Origin of the sequence: Variovorax sp. MHTC-1 (assembly GCF_003984645.1) — a bacterium.
Taxonomy (GTDB): Bacteria; Pseudomonadota; Gammaproteobacteria; order Burkholderiales; family Burkholderiaceae_C; genus Variovorax.
The window spans coordinates 291,562-316,085 of the sequence record NZ_RWKI01000002.1 but is presented as its reverse complement, the minus strand read 5'-3'; the positions used below and the strand labels follow the sequence as shown (position 1 = coordinate 316,085).

Here is a 24,524-nt window from a genome sequence, read left to right as displayed (position 1 = left end):
ATCGCTTCGATCAAACCTGCACGGGTTCAAATCGAAGGTCTTGCTCGGCAGCGCGTGCGGCTGCCCGTCAGGCCGGAAGTGTTGTGTGCTTCGTATTGACGACCTGGCGATATCCGCTTTGCGAAAAGCGGACGGGAGCTACTCCCCTTCGTGGCCCGGATTAAAGCATCGAGACCCCCGGCGTGGCAACCTGAATTTCTCCGCGCCTCAAAGAAAAAACGTCCGCATGCGCCATTGTTCGGCCATCCGGCGCTATGGATTCTGTAGCGCCGCATAACCTTCGATCGCCTTGGGACTTTGCCGGACTATGATGCCCGCTCGCATTTTTCCGACCTCATGGCCGCCATCCACATCACCGACATCGAGGCCGCCATCAACTTCTGGCGCGAGCAGAAGCCCTCGCCCGATGGCATCACCCTCGCGCCCGAGCTGCGCGCGCTGGCCGAGGTCTACGCGCTCATGGTGTTTCACCACGAGGACGAGGTCGACGAGGCGGGCTTTCCCAGAGATGCCTGGGATGCCTGGCTGGCGTGGTACCTCGGCACGCCCGACACGCCCTGCATCGCCATCTGCTCCACCAGCCAGGGCGACGACGAGTGCAAGGGCTGCGGGCGCAGCTTCGACGAGGTGCAGCACTGGCCCGCCATGACCCCGGGCGAGAAGCGCTCGACCTGGCGCCGCATCACCATGCAGGACAGCGCCTGGCGCTTCAACAAGTACGCCGAGCGGGCGCGGGAGGCCGAGCACGTCTGGCCCGACGACCCGGTTGCGGCCGACGCGCCGCGCTGAAAAGAAATTCCAATGCGCCGCCTCGTGCAAGCCCCCAACCTGGCAATCGCCACGCTGTGGGTGCATGCGCTGCGCGAAGACGGCGTCGCGGCCTCGGTGCAGCGCGAATACCTCGGCGCCGCGGCCGGGCAGTTGCCGCCCGATCAATGCCTGCCCGAGATCTGGATCGAGGACGAAGCCCAGTTCGCGCTGGCCGAGCGCTTGCTCCACGAGCTGCAGCACCGGCCGCAGCGGCGCTGGCAATGCAGCTGCGGCGAACTCGTCGAAGGCGGCTTCGAGCAGTGCTGGCAGTGCGGCGCGATGATGCCGCCCGCCTGAACCGAGCCCGCCTACTTCAGCCGCACGGGCTCGATGTCGATGTTGTGCGTGCCGTCGCCCAGCATCAGCGTGCCTTCCTGGATCGTGGCCTGCAGCTGCATGGAGCGCTGCGCGAGCGCGGCGAGCGACTGCGAGGCGGCCGTGGGCACGCGGAACACGCTGAGGTTCTGCGGCCGCGTGAGCTTGTTCTCGATGCCGCGCCACCAGATTTCGGCCGCGTGATTGAAGCAGTAGACGATGACTTCGTCGGCCTTCCCGCAGGCCTTGATGACCGGCTTGTCCTCGGGCTGCCCGACCTCGATCCAGAGCTTCACCTCGCCGGTGAAATCGCGCAGCCAGACGTCGGGCTCGTCGGGGTTCGACAGGCCGGCGCCGAAGGCCAGCGTGCCGTCGCCGTTGCACACGTCCTGCAGCTTGTAGGCGTTGAGCGCCAGCGCCACCAGCCGGATCATCATCCGCTCGTCGGTCTCGCTGGGGTGGCGCGCGAGGGTCAGTGCGTGGTCGGCGTAGTAGCTGTGATCGATGTCGGCGACAGCGAGGTTGGCTTTGAAGATCGTGGATTTCAGCGCCATCAGATCCGCCGGGCCAACTCGGCGGCCTTGCCGATGTAGCTGCCGGGCGTCATCGCCAACAGGCGTTCCTTCTCGGCTTCCGGAATCTCGAGCGAGCGGATCAGGCCGTGCAGCGCCTCGGCCGTCACCGTCTTGCCGCGCGTCACTTCCTTCAACTGCTCGTACGCCCCCTGCACGCCGAAGCGGCGCATCACGGTCTGGATCGGCTCGGCCAGCACTTCCCACGAGGCGTCGAGGTCCTCGGCCAGCGCCTCCTCGTTGAGCTCGAGCTTGCCCAGGCCGGTCGCGAGGCTCGCGTAGGCCAGCACGGCATAGCCGCAGGCCACGCCGATGTTGCGCAGCACGGTGCTGTCGGTGAGGTCGCGCTGCCAGCGGCTGACCGGCAGCTTCTCGCTCAGGTGGCGCAGCAGCGCGTTCGCAAGCCCGAGGTTGCCTTCGGCATTCTCGAAGTCGATCGGGTTGACCTTGTGCGGCATGGTCGAGGAGCCGATCTCGCCCGGCTTCAGGCGCTGCTTGAAGTAGCCCAGGCTCACGTAGCCCCAGATGTCGCGCGAGAGGTCGATCAGGATGGTGTTGGTGCGCGCCACCGCATCGAAGAGCTCGGCCATGTAGTCGTGCGGCTCGATCTGGATGCTGTAGGGCTGGAAGCTGAGCCCCAGGCCCAGCGGCGCCGGCGTCTCGACCACCTTGCGGCTGAAGGCTTCCCAGTCGAACTCCGGCCAGGCTGCCATGTGCGCGTTGTAGTTGCCGACCGCGCCGTTCATCTTGGCCAGCAGCTGCACGCCGGCGATCCGTTCGCGCGCCTTGGTCAGGCGCACCGCGACGTTTGCGAACTCCTTGCCGACGGTGGTCGGGCTCGCCGTCTGTCCGTGCGTGCGCGAGAGCATGGGCACGGCGGCGAACTTGGTCGCCATCTCGCGCAGGGTGGCGATCAGGCCGTCGATCGCCGGCAGCATCACCTTCTCGCGCGCCGCCTGGATCTGCAGCGCGTGGCTGGTGTTGTTGATGTCTTCGCTGGTGCAGGCGAAATGCACGAACTCGGAGGCAGCGAGCAGCTCCGGCCGCGCCTCGAATTTCGACTTGATCCAGTACTCGACCGCTTTCACATCGTGGTTGGTGGTCTTCTCGATCTGCTTGATCGCGACTGCGTCGGCCTCGGAGAAATTGGTGACCAGGCCCAGCAGGTACTTGCGCGCGCCGCCCGTGAGCGGCTTGAATTCGGGAAAGCCGCAGTCCGACAGCGCGATGAACCACGCCACCTCGACCTGCACGCGCCGGTGCATATAACCCTGTTCGCTCATCAACGGGCGCAGCGCCGAGAGCTTGGCCGCGTAGCGGCCGTCGAGGGGGGAAAGGGCGGAGACGGTGGAGAAACTCATGGGCCAATTTTAGGTGGCGCCCTGCCGCAATCAATTTGCGCTCTCGGCCGCCTCCCTGAAAAACGCGATCCGCTCGGCCGTGGCCGGATGCGAGGAGAAGGCCAGGCCGATGGTGTCGTCGTCGAGTCCGGCGCGTTTCTGCTCGCCGCGCCAGCGTTCGATGGCCTCGAAGAAGCCGACCATCGTGCGCGGCGAAATGCCCACGGCGCGCATCAGGCGCACCGATTCCGCGTCGGCTTCGCGTTCGGCATCGCGCGAGTAGCCCAGCGTGGCCAGCAGCACCGGCGCGCTGCCGATCAGCGTGCCGTAGTCGCCGAAGGCGACCGATACCGCGAAGCCGACCGCCGAGACCTGCACCAGCTGCCGCATCGCATGGCGCAGGCGCACATGGCCGAACTCGTGGCCCAGCACCCCCAGCACCGCCTCGTCGTTGCCGGGCATCAGCCGCACGAGTTCGTCGGTGAGGATGATGGTGCCTCCCGGCAGCGCCAGCGCATTCGGCCCCAGCTGCTTGTCGCGGCCGCGCCGGAACTCGAGCTTCCAGGCCGGCGCGTCCTCCGGATGCGCCGCCTGCACCATCCGCGCGAAGGCGCGGCGGATGCGTTCCTGCTCGGCGGGCGGCAGGGCGCTGGGCTGCAGCAGCGACTGGTCGACCGAGGCCAGCACCTCCTCGCCGATCAAGGCGTCGACGCGAATCGGCACCGCCGCGGTGACGCCGCGCGCCACCCAGGGCAGGCCCCACTGGTACATGGCCGCGGTGGCGGCCAACAGCAGCACGAAGGCGATCGCGACGCCGCGCCAGTTCTGCTGGGCGCGCACCACCCAGCTGTCGGCGCGGCCTTGCCGCGCGGCCCATTCGTCCCAGGCCGCGACGTCGAGCGCCTGCACGCTGGCGCCCTGCGGCAATTGCGCGATGCGTCCGCCGTGCCGCGTGCGCTCGGGCCAGCGCACCTGGGCCAGCGGTACCGTGAGCGCCTCGAAGGCTTCGCCGGGCGCCGGGGCGATCGTCAGCAGGTCGCCCTGCACATGCAGGCGCGCCGCGTGCGGCCGGCTGCTGCGACCGTCGAAGAAACGGGCGTCGAGGGCCGTGCTCACATCCCGATGTCCAGGCCGAACAGGTCGGCCGCCATGTCGCCCGCCGCGCCCGGGTCCTCGCGCCCCGCCACCTGGCTGATCCTGTCCAGCCCGATGCGGGTCTGCAGTTCGATCGCCTCGATCTGCGCGCGCCGCGTGTTCACCACGGCGAAGGGCCAGTAGAGGCCGAGGGTCAGGAAGATCAGCAGGTAGTTCTTGCACTGCAGGCCCAGGTAGCCCTTGAACAGCAGGCGGCTGTCGAAACGCATCAGCTCGTTGCCGGTGGTCGACCACAGCAGGTTCTGCAGCCGCACCTGCAGATAGGACTTGGGCAGGATGTTGAACAGCAGGATGCCGCCGAAGCCCAGCACCACGGCCAGCAGCACGAAGGCCGCGCCCATGCCGCTCTTGCGGCCGGCGAAGGCCAGGCCGCCGAACACGACGATGGCGATCAGGAAGGCGACGAAGCTCAGCGCGATCAGCTTGATGAAGATGCCGTAGAGCACGCCCACGTCGGCCTTGAGCCGGGTCTGCAGTCCGCCGATGGCGTAGTTGTCGTGCTGGTAGCGCTTCACGCGCCAGAGGAAGTAGGGCAGGCCCACCACGAAGATCAGCATGCCGAGGCCGATCACGCCGGCCGCAACGGCCGGCAGCGCCTGCTGGACCTCCTCGTCGCCCGGCGCGCCCGCCATCGCGCCGGCGATCGCCACCGGCAGCAGCGCCAGCGCGAGCGGCGGCAGCATGCAGGCATAGGCACCGGCCGTATCGCCGGCGAAACGGAAGCGCAGGCCGCGCCAGCTGGTGTTGGCGAGCCGGAAGCGCATCGCGGCGCGGAACAGGGCGGGCCACAGCACGACGAAGGCCAGCGCCGCCACCAGGGCGGCCCAGCCGGAGAAGTTGCTGCCCACCGAATAGGCGATCAGGAAGCCGGCGGCGATCAGCGTGCCGCGCAGCATCTTGACCGGCTCGCCATGAAAGTCCAGCGCGTCGCCGCCGACCCAGGTGTTGCTGTAGAAGTACTTGAGCTTGCGGACCTTGGCCCAGGGCAGGTAGATGCCCAGCGTGACCACGATCAGCAGCAGGTTCACGATCCAGATGCGGAAGTACTCGCTGCCGCTGGCCGTGAACTCGATCGGATGGCGTTCCGCAGTCGCGTCGATGGGCGCTTCGATGTCCATGCTTTCCTACCTTCTCCCTCGTTGGTATGGAGCCGGATTCTGCACTGCGTGCGTTCACCTAGAATCAAAACGCTACAACGACGACCCCGGAAGGGAGAGAGCCTGCATGAAACTGATCGGATCCGCTGCCAGCCCCTATGTGCGCAAGGTGCGCGTGGTCATGGCCGAAAAGCGGCTCGACTACCAGTTCGTGATCGAAGACGTCTGGTCCGAAGACACGACCATCGCCAGTTCCAATCCCCTCGGCAAGGTTCCCTGCCTGATCATGGACGGCAGCGAGGCCATGTTCGACTCGCGCGTGATCGTCGAGTACCTCGACACCCTCTCGCCGGTCGGCAAGCTGATCCCGCAGCAAAGCCGCGAGCGCGCCGAGGTGAAGACCTGGGAAGCTCTGGCCGACGGCGTCATGGATGCAGGCGTGCTTTGGCGCCTCGAGGCGAGTTGGGCCCGCCGCGCCGATGGCGAGCGCAGCCAGGCCTGGATCGACCGCCAGCGCGCCAAAGTCGAGGGCGGCATCCGCGCGATGGCCAAGGGCCTGGGCGACAAGCCTTTTTGCAGCGGCATCCACCTGAGCCTGTCGGACATCGCGGTCGGCTGCGCGCTCGGCTGGGTCGGCTATCGCTTTCCCGAGATCGACTGGCGCAGCGAGCATTCGAACCTGAGCAAGCTCTACGACAAGCTGATGCTGCGTCCCAGCTTCGCCGACACGGCGCCTTAGAGCCATCCAGCGCCCCAAACAAAAGCCCCGCATTGCGGGGCTTTTTGTTGGTGAACACCACGGAACCGGCTTTGCCGGGCCGCTGGTGTTGCCCCCGGAAGGGGGTTGGCGGACCACACGAAGTGGGGAAGCCTGGGGGAGAGACAAAAATGCTGCGAGGCGCCCCGAAACGAAGGAGGGAGGGAGGGAGGAGGAGAAGAATCGCCTCGGGATTTCGACCAGACGGCAAGCGCCTGGAAGACCTCGCAACATGAAAAATGGCCGGGCTTTCTGCGCCCGAGACCGGTATGAGCCCAGCCAGCCGGAGCCGGTTCCCGGGGCAGTGGTAAGCATTTGTGACGAGCTGCGAAGGATGCGTCTCAGCGGGGATCGAGCTGCTTTTCCAGGTCGCGCACGAAGCCGCGATCGTCCGGCGAGGTCATGCTCGAATAGGACTCGACCACCTTGCCGTCGCGGCCGATCAGGTACTTGTAGAAGTTCCACTTCGGCGTGGTGCCCGAGACTTGCGCCAGCTCCTTGAACAGCGGATTGGCGCCCGGGCCGCGAACTGAGGACTTGGCGAACATCGGGAATTTCACGCCGAAGGTGCTTTCGCAGAACTCGGCAATCTCCTTGTTCGTGCCGGTCTCCTGCGAGAAGTCGTTGGAGGGGAAGCCAAGCACCACCAGTCCGCGCGAGCGGTATTTGCTGTCCAGCGCCTCCAGGCCCTTGTACTGCGGCGTGAAGCCGCAAAAGCTCGCCGTATTGACCACCAGCACCACCTTGCCCGCGTACTGGCACAGCGACTGGGGTTTTTCGTCTTGCAGCCGTGGGAAGGTGTGTTGCAGGATGGGCGGGCAGCCGGCCGGGGCGCTCGCGGCCTGGGCGCTGGCGCTGACAGGCAGAAGCAGGGCGGCAGCCGCGATCGCCGGAAGAAGAAGCACTGGCCGTCGGATCGAGGTTCGCATGGCGATTTTCCGGTGTGAAATGGGTTGCATCCGCACCACGGCGGCGCGCGCAACCGCCATCATCGCGCGCTTGTCACGAGCGCGCCAAGACAGCCGACTAAAATCCGTCGGCTTAAGAAAGACTTTGATGCTTTATCCGGAACTCTTCAGACAGCTCGAATCCGTCCGCTGGGACATGGACAAGGATATTCCGTGGCAGTCTTTCGACGCAAGCCGCCTGTCCGAAGAGCAGGCCCAGACCATCAAGATGAACGCGATCACGGAGTGGGCGGCGCTGCCGGCCACCGAGATGTTCCTGCGCGACAACCGGCATGACAGTGATTTCTCGGCTTTCATGTCGATTTGGTTCTTCGAGGAGCAGAAGCACTCGCTGGTGCTGATGGAGTACCTGAAGCGCTTCAGCCCCCAGCATGCCCCCACCGAGCAGGAGCTGCACGACGTGCGCTTCGACTTCGACCCCGCGCCGCCGCTCGAAACCCTGATGCTGCATTTCTGCGGCGAGATCCGCCTCAACCACTGGTACCGCCGCGCGGCCGAGTGGCACACCGAGCCGGTCATCAAGCACATCTACACCACGCTGAGCCAGGACGAGGCCCGCCACGGCGGCGCCTACCTGCGCTACATGAAGCGCGCGATGGAAAAATTCGGCGACGAGGCGCGCGCCGCCTTCACCAAGGTCGGCGTGCTGATGGCCAGCGCCCGGCGCACCGCCCAGGCGCTGCATCCGACCAACCTGCACGTCAACAAGGCGCTGTTCCCGCGCGACACGATCCAGAGCCGCGTGCCCGATCCGGACTGGCTCGAGCACTGGCTGGACAAGCAGATCAAGTTCGATGCCGTCTGGGAGAACAAGGTCGGCGAGCGCATCCTGCACAACCTGAGCCTGTTGATGAACCGCAGCTTCAAGACCGTGCAGGAGCTGAACCGCTACCGCAAGGAACTGGCGGCGACGCTGGGCCCCCAGCCGGCCTACCAGGGCGCCTGAGCCCGCGTTTCCTTCGGCGCGCGTCACAAAACGTGCGTCTCGTCCGTCTTGCTTGCATATGGACGCTTCCACCCAAACTTTCGACCGCCATCGCCGGCGGCTGCTGGGCATCGCCTACCGCATGCTCGGCTCGACGGCCGATGCCGAAGACGTCGTGCAGGACGCCTGGCTGCGCTGGAACGATGCCACGGTCGATGCGCTGAACAACCCCGAGGCCTGGCTGGTCACGGTGGTCACGCGCCTGTCGATCGACCGGCTGCGCGCCGCCAAGCAGCAGCGCGATCATTACGTCGGCACCTGGCTGCCCGAGCCGCTCGTGACCGATGCGCCGGCTTCGCCGGAGCAGATGCTGGAGCGCGCCGACGACGTCTCGATGGCTTTCCTCGCCGTGCTCGAGCGGCTGGCGCCCGAAGCGCGCGCCGCCTACCTGCTGCGCGAGGTGTTCGATGCCGACTACGAAGACGTGGCCCGCACCCTCGGCAAGAGCGAGGCGGCCTGCCGCCAGCTGGTGCATCGCGCCAAGACCCAGATCCAGGACGAACGCCCGCGCTTCGCGGTGGAGCGCGAGGCCCACCGGCGCCTGCTGGAGGGCTTCGCGCAAGCGGCGGCCAGCGGCGACATGCAGCGGCTGAAGGCGCTGCTGGCCGAAGACGTCGAGCTGATCGGCGACAGCGGCGGCAAGGTGCCTGCCTTCCGCGCGATGCTGCGCGGCGCGCAGCGCATTGCGCAGTACTACTACGCGGTCGTGCGGCTGCTTGGGATCGGCCTGCGCCTGCAGGTCGTGGAAGTCAATGGCGAGCCGGGCCTGCTGCGCTTCTTCAACGGCGCGCTGGAGTCGGTGCAGACCATCGAGACCGACGGCGAGCGCATCCTGCGCATCCGCACGCAGCGCAATCCCGAGAAGCTGCAACGCATTGCCGCGCAGTTCGCGTCGCGGGCCATCACGCGCGAGGAGCTGCTGGGGCTCCGGACGCCCGCGCCCTGAATGCTCAGCGGCGCTCGACGATCATCGGCGCAAGCTGAAGTCCATTGCGCACCTGTTCGGCCATGTCCCGCGCCAGCTCGCGCGAGGCATAGGGCCCGGCTTGCAGCCGGTAGGTGCCGCGCTCCGCGAACACGTTGAGCGCCGGCGCCAGCACGGGCAGGCTGCGTGCCACCTGCTGCTGGAAGCGATCGACGCCGTCGCGCTGGCTGAAGGCGCCCAGCTGCACCCAGAAGCCGGAGGCGGGCAATTTCATGGAGGCCGTTGGGGCTTCGGGCGCGGACGGCGCTGCCTCGGGCGTGAGCGGCGGCAGCGCCGCGAGCTCGCGCACCTCTGCGCTCGGCATGGCGACCACCGGGCGGGTGAGGGCCGCAGGGACGGCGACGCTGTCGGAGGCTGGCGCAGCCAAGGCGCGCGGCGCTGCTGGCGCTGATGCCGCCGGCGCCGCGAACGCCAGCGCTGTCGCGCCCGCGTCGCCGCGACGCCAGGTACCCGCGCGGATGTCCTCGTTCGTGATGCGCTCGATCTCCACCGGCGCCACCCCGCGCAGCAGGTCGAGCTTGAGCGCCGCGGTGTAGCTCAAGTCGATGATTCGGTCGTCATGGAAGGGGCCGCGGTCGTTCACGCGCACGATCGCCTCGCGTCCGTTGGCCGGGTTGCGCACGCGCACATAGCTCGGCAGCGGCAGCGTCTTGTGCGCCGCCGTCATCGCGTACATGTCGTAGGGCTCGCCGCTGGCGGTGGACTGGCTGTGGAATTTGCGGCCATACCAGGAGGCGAGGCCGGTCTCGCGCCACGGCCGGTCGTCGGTGATCGGCACATAGGAGCGGCCCAGCACCACGTAGGGCTTGCTGGTGCCGCCGCTGCTGCGGATCGCTTCGATGCGCGGCTGCGCATCGGGAACCTGGCTGAGTCCAGCAGGCGGATTGGCGTCCGGGCCGTCGCGGCCGATGCCGGCGCTGCCGCGCGGTCCGCTGGCGCAACCGGCCAGCAGCGCGAGCGCCGCGCCCGCGATCAGGGCAGGGAGGTGCGACTTATCCAAACACTACCTTCCACAAGGCCAGCATCGCCTCGCGCTCGGCCGCGAGCGAACTCATCGGTACCTGCGTCGGCTCTTCGTTGAGCCGCGCCCGGTGCTGCACGCGGCGCAGCTCGCGATAGGCGGCGGCCGCATTGCGTCCGATGCCCTCAGGCAGCAGGCCGGCTTTCTCGGCGCGCAGCAGCAGCGCGATGTTGCCCACGTTGGGAATCAGCTCTGGATGCGCCTTCGCTTCCGACAGCACGAGGAACTGCACCGCGAACTCGGCATCGACCATGCCGCCGGGGCTGTGCTTGACGTCGAAGCGCTCGGGCCTCACTGGCCGAGCCGCACTGACCTTGGCGCGCATCGCGACGATCTCGGCCTTGAGCGCGTCGCGGTTGCGCGGTGAGGTGATCACGGCTTCGCGGATGCGGTCGAAGCGCTCGCCCAGCGATGAATCACCCAGGACAAAACGTGCGCGCGTCATGGCCTGGTGTTCCCAGGTCCAGGCGGTGTTGCTGCCTCGGCCGAGCTGGTATTTCTCGTAGGCCTCGAAGCTGGTCGTGAGCAGGCCGGAGTTGCCGTTGGGCCTGAGCGCGGTGTCGATCTCGAACAGGTCGCCTTCGCGCGTCTTGACCGTGAGCCAGTTGATCAGCTTGCGCACGAAGGACGCATAGACCTCGCTGGCGCGCTCGTCGTCGTCGTCGTAGACGAACACGATGTCGAGGTCGCTGCCGTAGCCGAGCTCCTTGCCGCCGAGTTTTCCGTAGCCGATGATCGCGAACTGCGGCGCTTCGCGGTGCGGATTGCGCACATGGGGCCAGCACCAGCGCGCCGTCACGCGCAGCACCGCATCGGCCAGGGCGCTGAGATCGTCGGCCACCTGCTCGACCGTGATGCGGCCGTCGACGTCGCGTGCCAGCGTGCGAAACACCTCCGCGTGGTGCGCATGGCGCAGCAGGTTCAGGAGGCGCTCCTCGTCGGCCTCGCCGGTCTGGCGCAGCGAGCGATGGCGGTCTTCCAGCTCGCGCTCGAACTCGGTGGCCGAGAAGCGCCCGGCCAGCATCTCGTTGCTGGCCAGTTCGTCGATCACGCCGGGATGCTGCATCAGGTAGCGTGCCGGCCACTTGGCCGAGCCCAGCAGGCGCAGCAGCCGCTCCTGCACCGCCGGCCGCTCGACCAGCAGCGCGATGTAGTTCTCGCGCCGGAGCAAGGGCTCGATCCAGTCGGCCCAGCGCAGCGCGGCGTCCACATGGTGGCTGATCTGCCCCGGGGCTTCGCTGTCGGGTTCCCGCAGCCACTGGCCGGTGCGCTGCACGAGCTGGCGCAGCCGCGCGCGCGTTTCGTCGCGCAAGGCGGTCACGCGCGGGTTTTCGCACCACTCCCGGATGCGTTCGGCAAAGGCCGGCGGCAGCTCGTCGACCAGGTCGCTCAGGTCGGCCGGCGCCGGGTTGCCGCTGCTGCCGTTGCAGCGTGAGCAAGGCTTCTTGCCGCCCAGCAGCTTGTCGAACTCCTGCGCGACGAATTCGCGGTGGGCATCGAGCTGCGCCAGGAAGGGGCAGCAGTCGGCATAGCCGAGCGTGCGCGCGATCCAGCGCAAGTCTTCGTCGTGCACCGGCAGCACATGGGTCTGCTGGTCGTCCAGATATTGGATGCGGTGCTCGACCCGGCGCAGGAATTCGTAGGCCGCGGCCAGCGCATCGGCCGTTTGTTGCGGCATCAGGTTGGCGCGCGCCAGGCGCTGCAGCGCATCGAGCGTGGGCCGGGTGCGCAGCTCGGGGAACTGGCCGCCGCGCACCACCTGCAGCAGCTGCACCGTGAACTCGATCTCGCGGATGCCGCCGCGCGAGAGCTTGACGTCGTTGGCGCGCTCGGGCCGTCCGGCGCTGCGGCGCGCGGCCTGCTCGCGGATCTGCCGGTGCAGCGTGCGCAGCGAGTCGAACACGTTGTAGTCCAGATAGCGCCGGAACACGAAGGGCAGCACCACGCTGCGCAGCGCGCGGGCCGAGCGGTCGTCCACCACCGACTGCGGCGCCACCACGCGGCTCTTGAGCCAGGCAAAGCGCTCCCACTCGCGGCCCTGCACCTGGAAATACTCTTCGAGCGCATCGAGCGAGACCGCGCTGGGCCCCGAATTGCCGTTAGGGCGCAGCGCCAGGTCGACGCGAAACACGAAGCCGTGCGCGGTGGTGTCGCCCACCAGGGCAAAGATGCGCTTCACGGCGCGCGCGAAGTACTCCTGGTTCGAGAGGCGCGAGCGGCCGTCGGCATCGCCCGCGGTTTCGCCGTCCTGGTCGTAGAGATAGATCAGGTCGATGTCGCTCGACACGTTGAGCTCGCGGGCGCCGAGCTTGCCCATGCCCACCACCCAGAGCTGGGCGCGCTGGCCTTCGGGGCCGAGGGGTGCGCCGTGCTGGGCGTCGAGTTCGGCGCAGGCTTCGCGGCAGGCGACGTCGAGCGCGAATTCGGCCAGCTGGGTCACGGCGGTGGTGACCACGGCCAGCGGCGCGTGATGGTCGCAGTCCAGCGTGATGAGCCGCTCCATCACCAGCTGCCGCACGGTTCGCAGCGCATCGGCCACGTTGTCGCCGCGCTCGCGCAGCGCGCCGAAAGCCTGCGCCATGTGCTCGCGCAACGGCTCGCCGGGCGGCAGCAGCGCGAGTTCTGCGGCGTAGCGGCGGCGCAGGCGCTGCACGAAGCGCGAGTAGTCGGACAAGGATGGAGCCGCGACGACTTCGGCTTCGACGGAACCCGGGTGGGAGCTGGCGGTCATAATTCCTGACACAGCGCGATCCTCAATGAACGACACGACGTCTTCCCCTTCACGTCTGCTCAAGATCACCGCTGTGACGGCGCACTGGTTGTTGGGTTTGCTGATCGGTGCATGGCTGCTGCTTGCGCTGTCAGTCGTAGTCCTACACGTCTGGATTGTGCCGCGAATCGGCGACTACCGTGCCGCGCTGGAAGCGCAGGCCAGCAAGGCCATGGGCGTGCCGGTGCGCATCGGTTCGATCACCGCCCGTTCCGGCAGCCTGTTTCCGAGCTTCGAGCTGCGTGACGTGGTGCTGCACGACGAGCGCCAGCGCGAGGCGCTGCGCCTCGCGCGCGTGGTGGCCAGCGTCTCGCCGCGCTCCATCTGGCGCCTGAGCTTCGAGCAGCTCTATATCGAGCAGCCGCAGCTGGAGGTGCGGTTGGACGCGCTCGGCAAGCTGCACGTGGCCGGCCTCGACATGTCGACCGACACCACCGGCGAAGGCCGCGGCGCCGACTGGTTCTTCGCCCAGCGCGAGTTCGTGATCAAGGGCGGCACCGTGCGCTGGACCGACGAGCGCCGCGGCGCGGCCCCGCTGCTGTTGACCGACGTGCAGTTCGTCGCCCGCAACGGTGGCCGCCGCCATGCGATGCGGCTCGACGCCACGCCGCCGGCCGGCTGGGGCGAGCGCTTCACCTTGCGCGGCCAGTTCCGCCAGCCGCTGCTGTCCGTGCGCACCGGCAAGTGGCAAAGCTGGGACGGCCAGGCCTATGCCGATCTGCCGCGCATCGACGTCACGCGGCTCGGCCAGTACGTGGCGCTCGACGCCCGCATCCGCGAGGGCGACGGCGCGCTGCGCGTCTGGGCCGATGTCAACGAGGGCAAGGTCATCGGCGGTGCCGTCGACCTGGCGCTGCTGCGCGTCGACACCTCGCTCGGCAAGGCGCTCCAGCCGCTGGTGCTGCGCGCCGTCACCGGGCGCCTCGCCGGCCGCATGACCGATGAAACCCTGGAGTTCGCCACCACCGATCTGCAGTTCGACACCGCCGACGGCATGCGCTGGCCGGGCGGCAACCTGTGGTTCCAGCACACGCCCGCGAAGGGCCGCGGCTCCGAACGCGGCACCTTGCGCGCCGACCGGCTCGATCTCGCGGCGCTGGCGCTGATCGCCGATCGCCTGCCGCTCGGTGAGGCGACGCACAAGCTCATCGGCGGCCTGGAGCCGCGCGGCCTGGTCGAGCGCATCGACGCCAGCTGGCAGGGCTCGCTCGGCGCGCCCGACAAGTACCAGGCACGCGGCCGGGTCAGCGGATTCGGCATCGCCTCGCAGCCCGGCACCCCGACGGCCACCGTGCCCGCCTCGCCGGCGCCGCGTTCGGCTGCATCGGCCGCTGCCGCGCCGCAGCCGCAGCCGCCGGTCGGCGCGCCCGGCCTGCGCGGCGCGACCATCGACTTCGACGCCACCCAGGCCGGCGGCAACGCCTCGGTCTCGATCGCGAACGGCGCGCTGGAGTTTCCGGGCGTGTTCGAGGACCCGATGATCTCGATCGACCAGCTGTCCACCCAGCTCACATGGAAGATCGACGGCGAGAAGTCCCAGCTGCAGCTCGCCAACCTGGAATTCGCCAACGCCGACGCCAAGGGCGAGGCGCAGGCCAGCTGGCGCACCAGCGATCCGGCCACTTCGCGCGGCCGCTCGCGCTTTCCGGGCGTGCTCGATCTGCAGGGCAAGCTCAGCCGCGCCGACGGCACGCGCGTGTTCCGCTACCTGCCGCTGCACATCCCCAAGCACACGCGCGACTACGTGCGCGACGCGGTCGTCAAGGGCAGCGCCAGCGTGGTCGACTTCAAGGTCAAGGGCGATCTGCACGACATGCCCTTCGACGATCCGCGGCACGGCGACTTCCGCATCGCCGCGCGCGTGGCGGACGTCACCTACGCCTATGTGCCGCCCGTCGCGGGCGACGCGAAAACCTGGCCCGCGCTCAATGGCCTCTCCGGCGAGCTGGTCTTCGAGCGCTCCGGCATGCTGGTGCGCAATGCGCGCGGGCGCATTGCCGGCGCGCCCGGCATCGAGATCGCCAAGGCCGAAGCCCAGATCGCCGACATGGCGCACCATGCGCCGGTGCTCAAGGTCGATGCCCAGGCCAAGGGTCCGCTGGCCGAACTGCTGCGCGCCGGATCGCCGCTCGCGGGCGAGGCCGCGCCGACGCTGGCGCAGGCGCGCGCCACCGGCAACGCCGACTACCGGCTGCGCCTGGAACTGCCGCTCGACGCGATGGAAAAAACCAAGCTGCAGGCCAGCGTCGCCCTGGCCGACAACGAGATCCAGATCGCCCCCGAAATACCGCCGCTCACCCAGGCGCGCGGCACGCTGAGCTTCACCGAAAACGGCTTCTCGCTGGCCGGCGTGCAAGCCCGCGCGCTGGGCGGCGCGCTGCGCATCGAGGGCGCCGGCCGCTATGCCGGCACCGCCAACGAGCTGAGCATTCGCGCCCAGGGCACGGCCACCGCCGACGGCCTGCGCGCGGCGCGCGAAGTCGACTGGCTCGCGCGCCTGGCGAAGAACACCAGCGGCAGCACGCCTTACACCGCCTCTTTCGCGGTGCGCGAGGGCGCCTCCGAGTTCTCCTTCGTCAGCAATCTGCAGGGCCTCGCGCTGCAGCTGCCCGCGCCGCTGGCCAAGCCGGCCGAGGAGCCGATGCCGCTGTCGATCGAGAAGAAGATCGTTCTGCGCGAGGCGCGGCCCGGCGCAACGCCACTGCTGCACGACCGGCTGTCGATCGAGCTGGGCCGCGTCGGATCGGCCTCCTACGTGCGCGACATCTCCGGCGGCGAACCGCGCGTGCTGCGCGGCGGCATCGGCATCGGCCTGGCGGCGGGCGAATCCGCGGCGGCGCCGGAGCGCGGCGTGCTCGCCAACATCCAGCTCGCGCGCATCGACGTGCGGGCTTGGCAGGCGCTCTTCAGCGAGGCCGCCGGCAAGCCCGCCGAGTCGACAGCGGCCGGCGATGGCGCTGCCGACAGCGCCTCCGCCTACCTGCCCACCGTCCTCGCCGTGCGCGCGAAGGAGCTCGCGGTCGGCGGCCGAACGCTGCACAACGTGGTGATGGGCGGCACGCGCGACGGCGGCCTGTGGCGCGCCAACATCGACGCCACGGAGTTGAGCGGCTACGCCGAGTACCGCAGCGCGCAGGACGGGCGCCTGCATGCGCGGCTCGCGCGCCTCAAGATCGCGCCCAGCGAGGCCAGCGCGGTGGAGTCGCTGCTCGACGAGCAGCCCGGCACGCTGCCGGCGCTCGACATCGTGGTCGATGATTTCGAGCTCCTGGGCCGGCGCCTCGGCCGCGCCGAGATCGACGCCGTGAACCGGGGCGGCGCGGGGCGCGAATGGCGGCTCAACAAGCTGGCCTTCAGCACCCCCGAAGCCACCTTCACGGCACAGGGCAGCTGGGCCGCGGTGCCGGGCGGCGCGGCCGCGCGCGGACGCGAGCAGCGCCGCACCACCATGGACTTCAAGCTCGAGATCGCCGACGCCGGCGAGCTGCTCGCGCGCTTCGGCATGAAGGACGTGGTGCGGCGCGGCCGCGGCCGGCTCGAGGGCGAGGTCCATTGGAGCGGCTCGCCCTTCTCGCTCGACTATCCGAGCCTGGGCGGACAGCTGCAGATCGATGTCGGGCAGGGCCAGTTCCTCAAGGCCGAGCCGGGCATCGCCAAGCTGCTCGGCGTGCTGAGCCTGCAGGCATTGCCGCGGCGCCTCACGCTCGACTTCCGCGATGTGTTCAGCCAGGGCTTCACCTTCGATTTCGTGCGCGGCGACGCCACGATCAGCCAAGGCGTGGCCAGCACCAACAACCTGCAGATGAAGGGCGTCAACGCCGCCGTGCTGATGGACGGCTCGGCCGACATCGCGCGCGAAACGCAGAAGCTGCGCGTGGTGGTAGTGCCCGAGATCAATGCCGGCACTGCGGCGCTGGTGGCCACCGCCATCAACCCCGCGATCGGCCTGGGAACCTTCCTTGCGCAAATGGTGCTGAGCAGGCCGCTGATCGCGGCTGCCACGCAGGAGTTCCAGATCGAGGGGACGTGGACCGACCCGAAAATCGTCAAGGTGCCGCGCCGTTTGCTGCCCGAAGCCGTGAGCGCGCCGGCGCCGGCCACGCCGCGCTGAAAGAGAAAGAACCAACGGAGATCGAGAGATGAAAGTCGCAGCCATCCAGATGGTGTCGGCAGTCGCGCGCGAAGCCAACCTGTCGCGCGCCCATGCGCTGCTGGGCGAAGCCGCCGCCGCGGGCGCCGAGCTCGCCGTGCTGCCCGAGTACTTCTGCATGATGGGCGCGCGCGATACCGACAAGCTGGCGCTGCGCGAGACCGCCGGCGCCGGCACGGTGCAGGGCTTCCTGGCGGACGCGGCGCGCGAGTTCGGCCTGTGGATCGTCGGCGGCACGCTGCCGCTCGAGACCGGCGACGAAACCCACGTGTTCAACAGCTCGCTGGCCTACGCGCCGGACAGCCAGCGCGTGGCTCGCTACGACAAGATCCATCTGTTCTTCTTCGACAACGGCCGCGAGCGCTACGACGAGCGCCGCGTGATCGCGCCCGGCTGCGAACCCGTCTGCTTCGATCTGCCTTCGCGCGACGGCCACCGTTGGCGCATCGGCATGAGCGTCTGCTACGACCTGCGCTTTCCCGAGCTCTACCGCGCACTCGCGCGCCAGGGCGCCGAGCTGCTGCTGGTGCCCAGCGCCTTCACGCGCACCACCGGCGCCGCGCACTGGGAAGTGCTGCTGCGCGCCCGCGCGATCGAGAACCTGGCCTGGGTCGTCGCGCCGGCGCAGGGCGGCATCCACGAGAACGGACGCCAGACCTGGGGCCAGTCGATGGTGGTGGACCCCTGGGGCACGGTGGTAGCCGAGCGCGCGGTGGACGAAGGCGTGGTGCTCTTCGATCTCGATGCGGAGCAGGTGACGCGTGCCCGCGCGCAGCTGCCGGCGCTTTCGCACTGCGTGCTTTGAGCTTCCTAACGGTGTCGTCGACCACGCCGCCCGCCGCCCGCACCCTTCGCCACGCCTTCGCGTGGCTGCGCTTCCTGCGCTCCGTCTGGCGGCGCTGGTTCCTCTGGGTGTTGCTGGCCGTGCTGGTGCTGGCGCTGCTGGTCACCGTGGTGTGGCTGGCGGGGCTGCACGAGATCGAGCAGGTCCAGACCGCGCTCGACCGAGACACCGCCGATGCGGTGTCCGACCTGCGCAGCGGCCTGCAGCGCAACGCGCAGAGCCTGCGTGCCTCCCAGGCCGACGGCCTGGACCGCGAGCACTGGCCCATGGAAGCCGCCGCGCTGCTGCGCGAGCACCGCGAATGGCTCAGGCTCGAATGGCGCGATGCCGCGCTGCGGCCGCTGGCCGCCGCCGACACGCCCTACCGCAGGCGCGTGTTCGAGGAGTCGAGCCGCAGCGTGGACCAGTCCGACGTCGCGCTCGCCTGCGCCGCGGCGCGCAAGCTCGGCGCGGCGGCCTACTCGCCGAGCCACTACGTGCCCTTCGTCCCGAGCGGCGGCCTCGAGGTGATGGAGCTGTGCCTGCCGGTCGACGGCGGGGGCTACCTGGTGGCCACCTATTCGCTGCGCGACACGCTGATCGAACTGGTCGCGCCGACGCTGACGCGCGGCCAGGAGGTCGCCTTCACCGAGGCCGACGGCACCCGCCTCGTGGCCGTCGGTGCGGCGCGCCGCCTGGGCACCCGCGTGTTCACCTCGCAGCAGCTCATCGATCTGCCCGGCACCACCCTGATGCTGCGCGTCGATGGCTGGCGCGCCGCGCCCGATCTCTTTCCCAATCTGCTGACCGCGCTGGTGACGGCGATCTCGATCGCGCTGGTGTCGGTGCTGGTGCTGCTGGCGCGCGACACGCGGCGGCGCCAGCGCGCCGAACGCGACCTCGCCGACGCGCTCGCCTTCCGCAAGGCGATGGAAGACTCGGTCATCACCGGCCTGCGCGCGCGCGACCTGCAGGGCCACATCACCTATGTGAATCCGGCCTTCTGCGAGATGGTGGGCTTCAGCGCCGAGGAACTCCTCGACCATGCCGGCGAGGCGCCGTACTGGCCGACCGAGCTGGCGCACGAGTACCGCCGGCGCCAGGCCGTGCGGCTCGCTGGCGGCCCACCGCCGCGCGAGGGCTTCGAATCGGTCTTCATGCGCAAGGATGGCACCCGCTTCCCGGTGCTGATCTTCGAAGCGCCGCTGATCAACGCGCAGGGCGCCCAGACCGGCTGGATGAGCGCCTCCATCGACCTCAGCGAGCAGCGCCGCATCGAGGAGCTCTCGCGCGCCAGCCAGGAGCGCCTGCAGGCCAGCGCGCGGCTGGCGACCGTCGGCGAGATGGCTTCGCTGCTGAGCCATGAACTCACGCAGCCGCTGGCTGCGATCGCCAGCTATGCCAGCGGCTCGCTCAACCTGCTGCACGGCGCGGGCCAGGCGCCGCAGGGCAGCGACCATGGCGAGGTCGCGATGGCGGTGCGCCGCATCGCCGAGCAGGCCGACCGCGCCGGCAAGGTGATCCGCAGCGTGCACGACTTCGTGCGCCGGCGCGACCGCACGCGCGAGGCCGTCGCACCGCAGGCCTTGCTCGATGCGGTGCTGCCGCTGGTGCGACTGCAGGCGCGCAAGCTCGCGGTGCGCATCGAGGTCAGCTTCGAGGAGCGCCTGCCGCGGGTGCTCTGCGACCGCACGCTGGTCGAGCAGGTGCTCCTGAACCTGGCTCGCAACGGCATGCAGGCGATGGATCTGCCGGAGCTCAGCGAACGCGTGCTGCGCCTGCGCGCGGCGCGCGCCCGTGCGGTCGGCGAAGCCAGCGATGCCGCCGACAAGCTCGACACGCGCCGCTGGATCGAATTCTCGGTGGCCGACCTCGGCTGCGGCATCGGCGAAGAGGTGGCGCAGCGCCTCTTCACGCCCTTCTTCACCACGCGGCCCGACGGCATGGGCCTGGGCCTGAGCCTATGCCGCACGGTGGTCGAGCAGCATGGCGGCGCGCTGGTGTTCGAGCCGCAGCGCCCGCGCGGCACCGTTTTCCGCTTCACCCTCCCCGCGGCGTAATGGCTCTCCCCCAGGCTTTGTGCACTTCGTGTCGCTACGCCAACCCCCTCGCCGGGGGCAACACCAGCGGCCCGGCGAAGCCGGTTCCGCGGTGTTTCCCGAAGGGGCTGCGGCGGTATCGTGCATTGCAGGCTCTGTGTGCCATTGCAAGGAAAATCAAAGCATGCAGCCCTTGATCGATGCCCTGATCTTCATCGTCGACGACGACGCCAGCGTGCGCGAGGCGCTGGCCTGGCTGCTGCGTTCGCGCCGGCTGGTGAGCGAACATTTCGCAAGCGCCGAAGCCTTCGAGCTGCGTTTGACCGAGGAGCCGCTGGCCGATCAGCCGCACTGCCTGCTGCTGGACGTGCGCATGCCCGGCACCAGCGGGCTGGTGCTGTTCGACCGGCTGGCCGAGCGCGGGCTGCTGGAGGTCATGCCGGTCATCTTCCTGACCGGCCACGCCGATGTGCCCACGGCAGTGGACGCGGTGAAGCGCGGCGCCTTCGATTTCTGCGAGAAGCCTTTTTCCGACAACGCGCTGGTCGACCGCATCGAGCATGCGCTCGGCGCATCGCTGCGCGCCATCGAGGCGCAGCGCGCGCGGCGCCTCCTGGTGCGCCGCATCGAGGAGCTGACCGAGCGCGAGCGCGAGGTGATGCGGCGCGTGGTCGAGGGCTTGCCCAACAAGCTGATCGCCGAGCAGCTCTCCATCAGCGTGCGCACGGTGGAGGTTCACCGTGCGCGCGTGTTCGAGAAGATGGAAGTCAAGTCGGCCGTGGAACTGGCCAACTTGTTGCGGCCCTAGCCTTGCGTGCGTTCGCCGACGTAGATTTCGACCCTGCGATTCTGTGCCCGGCCCGCGTCCGAATTATTGTCGGCAACCGGCTCGCGCGAACCGCGGCCTTCGATGCGGAAGGCCTGCTGCGGCACGCCCCGGGCGATCAGGTAGTCGCGCGTGCTGGCCGCGCGGTCGACCGACAGCGGGTTGTTGATCGCATCGGTGCCGGTGCTGTCGGTGTGGCCGATGATGCGCACCTCGGCGTTCGGGTTGTTGCGCAGGCCGTTGGCGAACTGGTTGAGAATCGGCGCAAAGTTGGGCTTGATGGCCGAGCGGCCGGTGTCGAAGGAGACATCGCTGGGGATCGCGAGCTTGAGCTCGTTGTTGGGAGTCTGGGTGACGGCGATGCCGGTGCCCTGCGTGGCGGCCTGCATCTCGCGCTTTTGCGCTTCCATGCGTTGCGACCAGAGATAGCCGCCCAGCGCGCCTGCGGCCGCGCCGACCGCAGCGCCCGTGCCGATGGCGCGGCTGTTGCCGCCGGTTGCCGAGCCGATGGCTGCGCCGCCGAGGGCGCCGATGCCGGCGCCGATGCCGGTGTTGCGCTGGGTGTCGCTCATGCCGGCGCAGCCCGAGAGAACGAGGGCAGTTGCCGTGGTGGCGAGTACGAGTTTTTTCATATGCATTCCTTTTTGACGCCTAATTCAGCGAAGAGGAATTATGTGGAGCCTCCCGGCGGCGGCTCGTCGGACGAAGACTCTTTTTCAGAATCGCCCGCATCGTGCATCTCGCCGCGCTTGCGGCCCGAGAACATGGTCCACCAGACGATCAGCACCAGCACGATTCCGGCACCCAGCGCTTCAAGCAAAATCAAACCCATGACAAAAGGACTCCAGTGGCTGGTCGGGCTCGCGATCGTAGCAACGCTCGCCGGTTGTTCGGTCGGCACCCTGCAGCCCGACGCAGCACCCGCGGCCGTGCCGGGCGCGAGCCCGCAGCGCGAGCTGGGGCCGCTCACCGGGTCGCTCTCCCATCCCAAGAGCAAGTGGGTGCCCGTGCCCTGGTCCGAACTGCCGGGCTTCAGCGAGGACGCGCTGCACGAGGGCTGGGTCGCGATGGTCGCCAACTGCGCGCGCCCCAACGCGGCCTTCGCGCCGCTGTGCCGCGAGGTACGCCAGCTCGCGCTCGCCGAGACCGAGGAACAGCGCGAATGGATGCAGCAGAGGCTGCAGCCCTACCGCGTCGAATCGCTCGCGGGCGGCCAAAGCGAGGGCAAGCTCACGAGCTACTACGAGCCGGTGTTCGACGCTTCGCGGCGGCCGACCGCGACCCACACCGTGCCGCTCTACCAGGCGCCGGCCGGCCTGGTGGCGCGCCGCCCCTGGTACACGCGGCAGGAGATCGACACCCTGCCGCAGGCCCAGGCCGCGCTGCGCGGCCGCGAGATCGCCTGGCTGGCCGATCCGATCGACGTGCTGATGCTGCATATCCAGGGCTCGGGGCGCCTGCGCATCACCGAAGCCGACGGCTCGCAGCGCACCGTGCGCGTGGCTTTTGCGGCCACCAACGAGCAGCCCTACAAGAGCGTGCAGCAATGGCTTGTGAGCCAGGGCGCGACCAAGGTCAGTCTGTGGCCCGAGGACACCAAGCTCTGGGCCGCGCAGAACCCGCAGCGCCTGTCGCAGCTCCTGTGGAGCAATCCGCGCTACGTGTTCTTCCGCGAAGAGCCGCTGTCCGAAACCGATGCCGCCTCCGGCCCCGTCGGTGCGCAGGGCGTGCCGCTCACGGCCGGGCGCTCGATCGCGGTCGACCGCGAGAGCATTCCCTACGGCACGCCGGTCTGGCTGGCCTCGCCCGGGCCGGTGGTGCCGCTCGCGAAGCTGGTGGTGGCGCAGGACACGGGCAGCGCGATCGTCGGCGCCGTGCGCGCCGACTATTTCGCCGGTACCGGCGCCGAAGCAGGGCGCCTGGCCGCGCGCATGAATCAGCCTCTGCGTTTGTGGGTCTTGTGGCCGAAGTAGAGGGTGCCAGGGCATGATCCTTGCCTTCGACGGGCATGGATCTTCATGAATCTGCAGACCTTTTCGATCATCTTCGCGGGCGTGCTGCTCAACTCGGCGGCGCAGCTGATGCTCAAGGCCGGCGCCAAGACGCTCGGCACGGTGACCATGGGCAGCGGGCAATCGCTGATGGCGGCGGCGTGCAACGCGGCCACCCAGCCCTGGATCGTTCTCGGCCTGGTCTGCTATTTCGTGAGCGCAGGGCTGTGGATCATCGCGCTGACGCGCGTCGATGTGACCATCGCCTATCCGATGCTGTCGATGGGCTATGTGATCGCAGCGCTGCTGGCATGGCAGTTGTTCGGAGAGCCGTTGACCTCCGGCCGGGTGCTGGGCATCGCCATCATCCTGGCCGGGGTCGTGGTCTTGAGCAGGAGCTGAGGCTTTGTTGCCCTTGTACGTCGACCTCGATGGCACGCTGGTCGCGACCGACTTGCTGCACGAATCCCTGCTGCAGCTGGTGCGCGCTTCGCCGCTGTCGCTGCTCTCCCTGCCGCTCTGGCTGCTGCGCGGCAAGGCGGCGTTCAAGGACGAGGTGGCGCAGCGCATCACCATCGATGTGACGACGCTGCCCTACCGGCCCGAGGTGATCGAGCTGGTGCGCAATGCGCGCGCCGCCGGCCGGCGCACGGTTCTGGTCACGGCGAGCGACGCCAGGCTCGCGCATGCGGTGGCCCGGCACCTGGGCCTTTTCGATGCGGTGCTCGCCTCCGATGGCGAGCGCAACCTGCGCGGAGCGGGCAAGCTGGCGGCGATCGAGGCCGACGCAGGCGGCCGCGCCTTCTGCTATGCCGGCGATCACAGCGTGGACCTCGCGGTCTGGCGCGGCGCCGAAGCCGCGGTGGTCGTCAGCCGCTCCGAAGCGCTGGCCCGGCGCGCGGCCGGTGCGAGCACGGTCGTGGCGCACATCGTGCCGCCGCGCACGTCCTGGAGGCGCTATCTGTACGGCGCCCGGCTGCACCAGTGGCTCAAGAACGTGCTGATCTTCCTGCCGCTGATGCCGGTGCTGCACGAGCTCACGCAGCCGCTGGTCGTCAACGCGGCGCTCGCCTTCCTGGCCTTCGGCCTGATGGCCTCGGGGATCTACGTGCTTAACGACCTGCTCGACCTCGAAACGGACCGGCGGCATCACCGCAAGCGCACGCGGCCCTTCGCCGCCGGCGAGATCTCGGTGCCCGCGGGCCTGGTCATGGCGGGCGTGCTGTGCGCCGCTTCGCTGGCGCTGTCGCTCGCGCTGCTGCCGGATGCCTTCGTGGGCGTGCTGCTGCTCTACATGGCGCTGACCACGGCCTACTCGCTGCATCTCAAGCGCCGCGCGGTGGTCGACGTGTTCTCGCTGGCCGGCCTCTACACGATCCGGGTGGCGGCCGGAACGGCGGCCACGGGCCAGCCGCTGTCCTTCTGGATCCTCTCGTTTTCGCTCTTCATCTTCCTGAGCCTGGCGCTGGCCAAGCGCTACGTCGAGCTGACCGGCCCGCCCGCCGAGGTGCGCCAGATGAAGCGCAATCGCGGCTACGTGGCTACCGATGCGCCCTTCGTGCTGTGCACCGGCGTCGCTGCCGGGCAGATGGCGGCCCTGCTGCTCGGCCTCTACCTGCACGACCAGGAGATGTTGGCGCGCTACGAAGACCCCGAATATCTCTGGATCCTGATCCCGGTTTTCCTGTTCTGGACCATGCGCATCTGGCTCAAGGCGATCCGCGGCGTGCTGCACGACGATCCGGTGGTCTTTGCCGCGCGCGACTGGGTCAGCCGGCTGGCCGTGGCGATCGGGGCCGTCGCGATATGGATGGCAGGGTGAGGATGGCCCCCACGCTCCCGCACTTCGTGTCGTCGCTGCCCCCCGAGGGGGCCGCACGCCGCGTTGGGGGCGGCCCGGCGCCGGCGTGGGCCCCCACG

General features: G+C 69.1%; 21 protein-coding genes. 12 read left to right on the top strand and 9 right to left on the bottom strand.

What is annotated here, in order from left to right; translation table 11 throughout:
* Window positions 1-336: 336 nt before the first annotated feature.
* Window positions 337-789, top strand: coding sequence for a DUF3717 domain-containing protein (locus tag EJI01_RS04815; RefSeq protein ID WP_126835975.1), 453 nt, complete (start codon window positions 337-339; stop codon window positions 787-789).
* A gap of 12 nt (window positions 790-801) precedes the next feature.
* Window positions 802-1,107, top strand: a complete 306-nt coding sequence (locus tag EJI01_RS04810) for a DUF2007 domain-containing protein (RefSeq protein ID WP_126835974.1) — start codon at window positions 802-804, stop codon at window positions 1,105-1,107.
* Between the two features lie 11 nt (window positions 1,108-1,118).
* Here EJI01_RS04810 and EJI01_RS04805 read toward each other — a convergent pair whose 3' ends face one another.
* The 4 genes from EJI01_RS04805 to EJI01_RS04790 are packed head-to-tail and all read right to left on the bottom strand — an operon-like array spanning window position 1,119 to window position 5,310.
* The gene (locus EJI01_RS04805) at window positions 1,119-1,679 is read right to left on the bottom strand and encodes a YaeQ family protein (protein WP_126835973.1); all 561 of its coding nucleotides are present in this window, start codon (window positions 1,677-1,679) and stop codon (window positions 1,119-1,121) included.
* A complete protein-coding gene (gene purB / locus EJI01_RS04800; protein ID WP_126835972.1) occupies window positions 1,679-3,058 on the bottom strand; it encodes an adenylosuccinate lyase in 1,380 nt (459 codons plus the stop codon). The genes EJI01_RS04805 and purB overlap by 1 nt, the downstream gene beginning before the upstream one ends.
* A gap of 30 nt (window positions 3,059-3,088) precedes the next feature.
* A complete protein-coding gene (locus tag EJI01_RS04795) occupies window positions 3,089-4,153 on the bottom strand; it encodes a M48 family metallopeptidase (protein WP_126835971.1) in 1,065 nt (354 codons plus the stop codon).
* Window positions 4,150-5,310 (bottom strand): YjgN family protein, encoded by a 1,161-nt coding sequence (locus EJI01_RS04790; RefSeq protein ID WP_126835970.1) that lies wholly within the window; start codon window positions 5,308-5,310, stop codon window positions 4,150-4,152. Before EJI01_RS04790 ends, EJI01_RS04795 begins: the two co-directional genes overlap by 4 nt.
* 106 nt (window positions 5,311-5,416) lie before the next feature.
* Here EJI01_RS04790 and EJI01_RS04785 point away from each other — a divergent pair, with 106 nt between their 5' ends.
* Window positions 5,417-6,028: a glutathione S-transferase N-terminal domain-containing protein gene (locus EJI01_RS04785; protein WP_126835969.1), complete on the top strand. Its 612-nt coding sequence runs from the start codon at window positions 5,417-5,419 to the stop codon at window positions 6,026-6,028.
* Window positions 6,029-6,387: 359 nt separating this feature from the next.
* Here the strand turns inward: EJI01_RS04785 and EJI01_RS04780 are convergent, their stop codons facing one another.
* The gene (locus tag EJI01_RS04780) at window positions 6,388-6,975 is read right to left on the bottom strand and encodes a glutathione peroxidase (protein ID WP_126835968.1); all 588 of its coding nucleotides are present in this window, start codon (window positions 6,973-6,975) and stop codon (window positions 6,388-6,390) included.
* 127 nt (window positions 6,976-7,102) lie between these two features.
* Here EJI01_RS04780 and EJI01_RS04775 point away from each other — a divergent pair, with 127 nt between their 5' ends.
* Both EJI01_RS04775 and EJI01_RS04770 read left to right on the top strand, forming a co-directional pair.
* A complete protein-coding gene (locus EJI01_RS04775) occupies window positions 7,103-7,960 on the top strand; it encodes a ferritin-like domain-containing protein (RefSeq protein WP_126835967.1) in 858 nt (285 codons plus the stop codon).
* 58 nt (window positions 7,961-8,018) lie between these two features.
* Window positions 8,019-8,945, top strand: a complete 927-nt coding sequence (locus tag EJI01_RS04770; RefSeq protein WP_126835966.1) for an RNA polymerase sigma-70 factor — start codon at window positions 8,019-8,021, stop codon at window positions 8,943-8,945.
* A gap of 4 nt (window positions 8,946-8,949) precedes the next feature.
* Here the strand turns inward: EJI01_RS04770 and EJI01_RS04765 are convergent, their stop codons facing one another.
* Together EJI01_RS04765 and glnE are read right to left on the bottom strand one after the other, a co-directional pair.
* The gene (locus tag EJI01_RS04765; protein ID WP_126835965.1) at window positions 8,950-9,984 is read right to left on the bottom strand and encodes a septal ring lytic transglycosylase RlpA family protein; all 1,035 of its coding nucleotides are present in this window, start codon (window positions 9,982-9,984) and stop codon (window positions 8,950-8,952) included.
* Window positions 9,977-12,736, bottom strand: a complete 2,760-nt coding sequence (gene glnE / locus EJI01_RS04760) for a bifunctional [glutamate--ammonia ligase]-adenylyl-L-tyrosine phosphorylase/[glutamate--ammonia-ligase] adenylyltransferase (RefSeq protein ID WP_126835964.1) — start codon at window positions 12,734-12,736, stop codon at window positions 9,977-9,979. The genes EJI01_RS04765 and glnE overlap by 8 nt, the downstream gene beginning before the upstream one ends.
* Window positions 12,737-12,761: 25 nt before the next feature.
* Between glnE and EJI01_RS04755 the strand changes: the two genes are divergently transcribed.
* From EJI01_RS04755 to EJI01_RS04735, 4 genes are all read left to right on the top strand, one after another.
* Window positions 12,762-16,886, top strand: coding sequence for a YhdP family protein (locus EJI01_RS04755; RefSeq protein ID WP_126835963.1), 4,125 nt, complete (start codon window positions 12,762-12,764; stop codon window positions 16,884-16,886).
* Window positions 16,887-16,914: 28 nt separating this feature from the next.
* Window positions 16,915-17,730, top strand: coding sequence for a carbon-nitrogen hydrolase family protein (locus tag EJI01_RS04750; protein ID WP_126835962.1), 816 nt, complete (start codon window positions 16,915-16,917; stop codon window positions 17,728-17,730).
* Between the two features lie 65 nt (window positions 17,731-17,795).
* Window positions 17,796-19,808, top strand: coding sequence for a two-component system sensor histidine kinase NtrB (locus EJI01_RS04745; protein WP_260602339.1), 2,013 nt, complete (start codon window positions 17,796-17,798; stop codon window positions 19,806-19,808).
* A gap of 163 nt (window positions 19,809-19,971) precedes the next feature.
* The gene (locus EJI01_RS04735; RefSeq protein WP_126835960.1) at window positions 19,972-20,595 is read left to right on the top strand and encodes a response regulator transcription factor; all 624 of its coding nucleotides are present in this window, start codon (window positions 19,972-19,974) and stop codon (window positions 20,593-20,595) included.
* Here the strand turns inward: EJI01_RS04735 and EJI01_RS04730 are convergent.
* Both EJI01_RS04730 and EJI01_RS28640 read right to left on the bottom strand, forming a co-directional pair.
* Window positions 20,592-21,245, bottom strand: a complete 654-nt coding sequence (locus EJI01_RS04730; protein WP_126835959.1) for an OmpA family protein — start codon at window positions 21,243-21,245, stop codon at window positions 20,592-20,594. The genes EJI01_RS04735 and EJI01_RS04730 overlap by 4 nt on opposite strands.
* A gap of 38 nt (window positions 21,246-21,283) precedes the next feature.
* Window positions 21,284-21,445 carry a hypothetical protein gene (locus EJI01_RS28640; protein ID WP_185878812.1) on the bottom strand — a complete coding sequence of 54 codons (162 nt, stop codon included), beginning with the start codon at window positions 21,443-21,445 and terminating at the stop codon, window positions 21,284-21,286.
* On the opposite strand from EJI01_RS28640, the gene EJI01_RS04725 reads away from it, so the two are divergent.
* From EJI01_RS04725 to EJI01_RS04715, 3 genes are read left to right on the top strand one after another with little or no spacing between them, the layout of a single operon-like run.
* On the top strand, window positions 21,444-22,586 hold the full coding sequence (locus tag EJI01_RS04725) for a murein transglycosylase A (protein ID WP_126835958.1): 1,143 nt from the start codon (window positions 21,444-21,446) through the stop codon (window positions 22,584-22,586). The two genes, EJI01_RS28640 and EJI01_RS04725, sit on opposite strands and share 2 nt — an antisense overlap.
* A gap of 45 nt (window positions 22,587-22,631) precedes the next feature.
* On the top strand, window positions 22,632-23,006 hold the full coding sequence (locus EJI01_RS04720; RefSeq protein ID WP_126835957.1) for a DMT family transporter: 375 nt from the start codon (window positions 22,632-22,634) through the stop codon (window positions 23,004-23,006).
* A 7-nt stretch (window positions 23,007-23,013) separates the two neighbouring features.
* The gene (locus EJI01_RS04715; protein WP_260602321.1) at window positions 23,014-24,426 is read left to right on the top strand and encodes a UbiA family prenyltransferase; all 1,413 of its coding nucleotides are present in this window, start codon (window positions 23,014-23,016) and stop codon (window positions 24,424-24,426) included.
* Window positions 24,427-24,524: the final 98 nt, after the last annotated feature.

What these genes read in the sequence shown, in the direction of transcription:
- EJI01_RS04815 (WP_126835975.1), top strand. Translation starts at nt 337, where the DNA reads ATGGCCGCCATCCACATCACCGACATCGAGGCCGCCATCAACTTCTGG.
- EJI01_RS04810 (WP_126835974.1), top strand. Translation starts at nt 802, where the DNA reads ATGCGCCGCCTCGTGCAAGCCCCCAACCTGGCAATCGCCACGCTGTGG.
- EJI01_RS04805 (WP_126835973.1), bottom strand. Translation starts at nt 1,679, where the DNA reads ATGGCGCTGAAATCCACGATCTTCAAAGCCAACCTCGCTGTCGCCGAC.
- purB (WP_126835972.1), bottom strand. Translation starts at nt 3,058, where the DNA reads ATGAGTTTCTCCACCGTCTCCGCCCTTTCCCCCCTCGACGGCCGCTAC.
- EJI01_RS04790 (WP_126835970.1), bottom strand. Translation starts at nt 5,310, where the DNA reads ATGGACATCGAAGCGCCCATCGACGCGACTGCGGAACGCCATCCGATC.
- EJI01_RS04785 (WP_126835969.1), top strand. Translation starts at nt 5,417, where the DNA reads ATGAAACTGATCGGATCCGCTGCCAGCCCCTATGTGCGCAAGGTGCGC.
- EJI01_RS04780 (WP_126835968.1), bottom strand. Translation starts at nt 6,975, where the DNA reads ATGCGAACCTCGATCCGACGGCCAGTGCTTCTTCTTCCGGCGATCGCG.
- EJI01_RS04775 (WP_126835967.1), top strand. Translation starts at nt 7,103, where the DNA reads ATGCTTTATCCGGAACTCTTCAGACAGCTCGAATCCGTCCGCTGGGAC.
- EJI01_RS04770 (WP_126835966.1), top strand. Translation starts at nt 8,019, where the DNA reads ATGGACGCTTCCACCCAAACTTTCGACCGCCATCGCCGGCGGCTGCTG.
- glnE (WP_126835964.1), bottom strand. Translation starts at nt 12,736, where the DNA reads ATGACCGCCAGCTCCCACCCGGGTTCCGTCGAAGCCGAAGTCGTCGCG.
- EJI01_RS04755 (WP_126835963.1), top strand. Translation starts at nt 12,762, where the DNA reads ATGAACGACACGACGTCTTCCCCTTCACGTCTGCTCAAGATCACCGCT.
- EJI01_RS04750 (WP_126835962.1), top strand. Translation starts at nt 16,915, where the DNA reads ATGAAAGTCGCAGCCATCCAGATGGTGTCGGCAGTCGCGCGCGAAGCC.
- EJI01_RS04735 (WP_126835960.1), top strand. Translation starts at nt 19,972, where the DNA reads ATGCAGCCCTTGATCGATGCCCTGATCTTCATCGTCGACGACGACGCC.
- EJI01_RS04730 (WP_126835959.1), bottom strand. Translation starts at nt 21,245, where the DNA reads ATGAAAAAACTCGTACTCGCCACCACGGCAACTGCCCTCGTTCTCTCG.
- EJI01_RS04725 (WP_126835958.1), top strand. Translation starts at nt 21,444, where the DNA reads ATGACAAAAGGACTCCAGTGGCTGGTCGGGCTCGCGATCGTAGCAACG.
- EJI01_RS28640 (WP_185878812.1), bottom strand. Translation starts at nt 21,445, where the DNA reads ATGGGTTTGATTTTGCTTGAAGCGCTGGGTGCCGGAATCGTGCTGGTG.
- EJI01_RS04720 (WP_126835957.1), top strand. Translation starts at nt 22,632, where the DNA reads ATGAATCTGCAGACCTTTTCGATCATCTTCGCGGGCGTGCTGCTCAAC.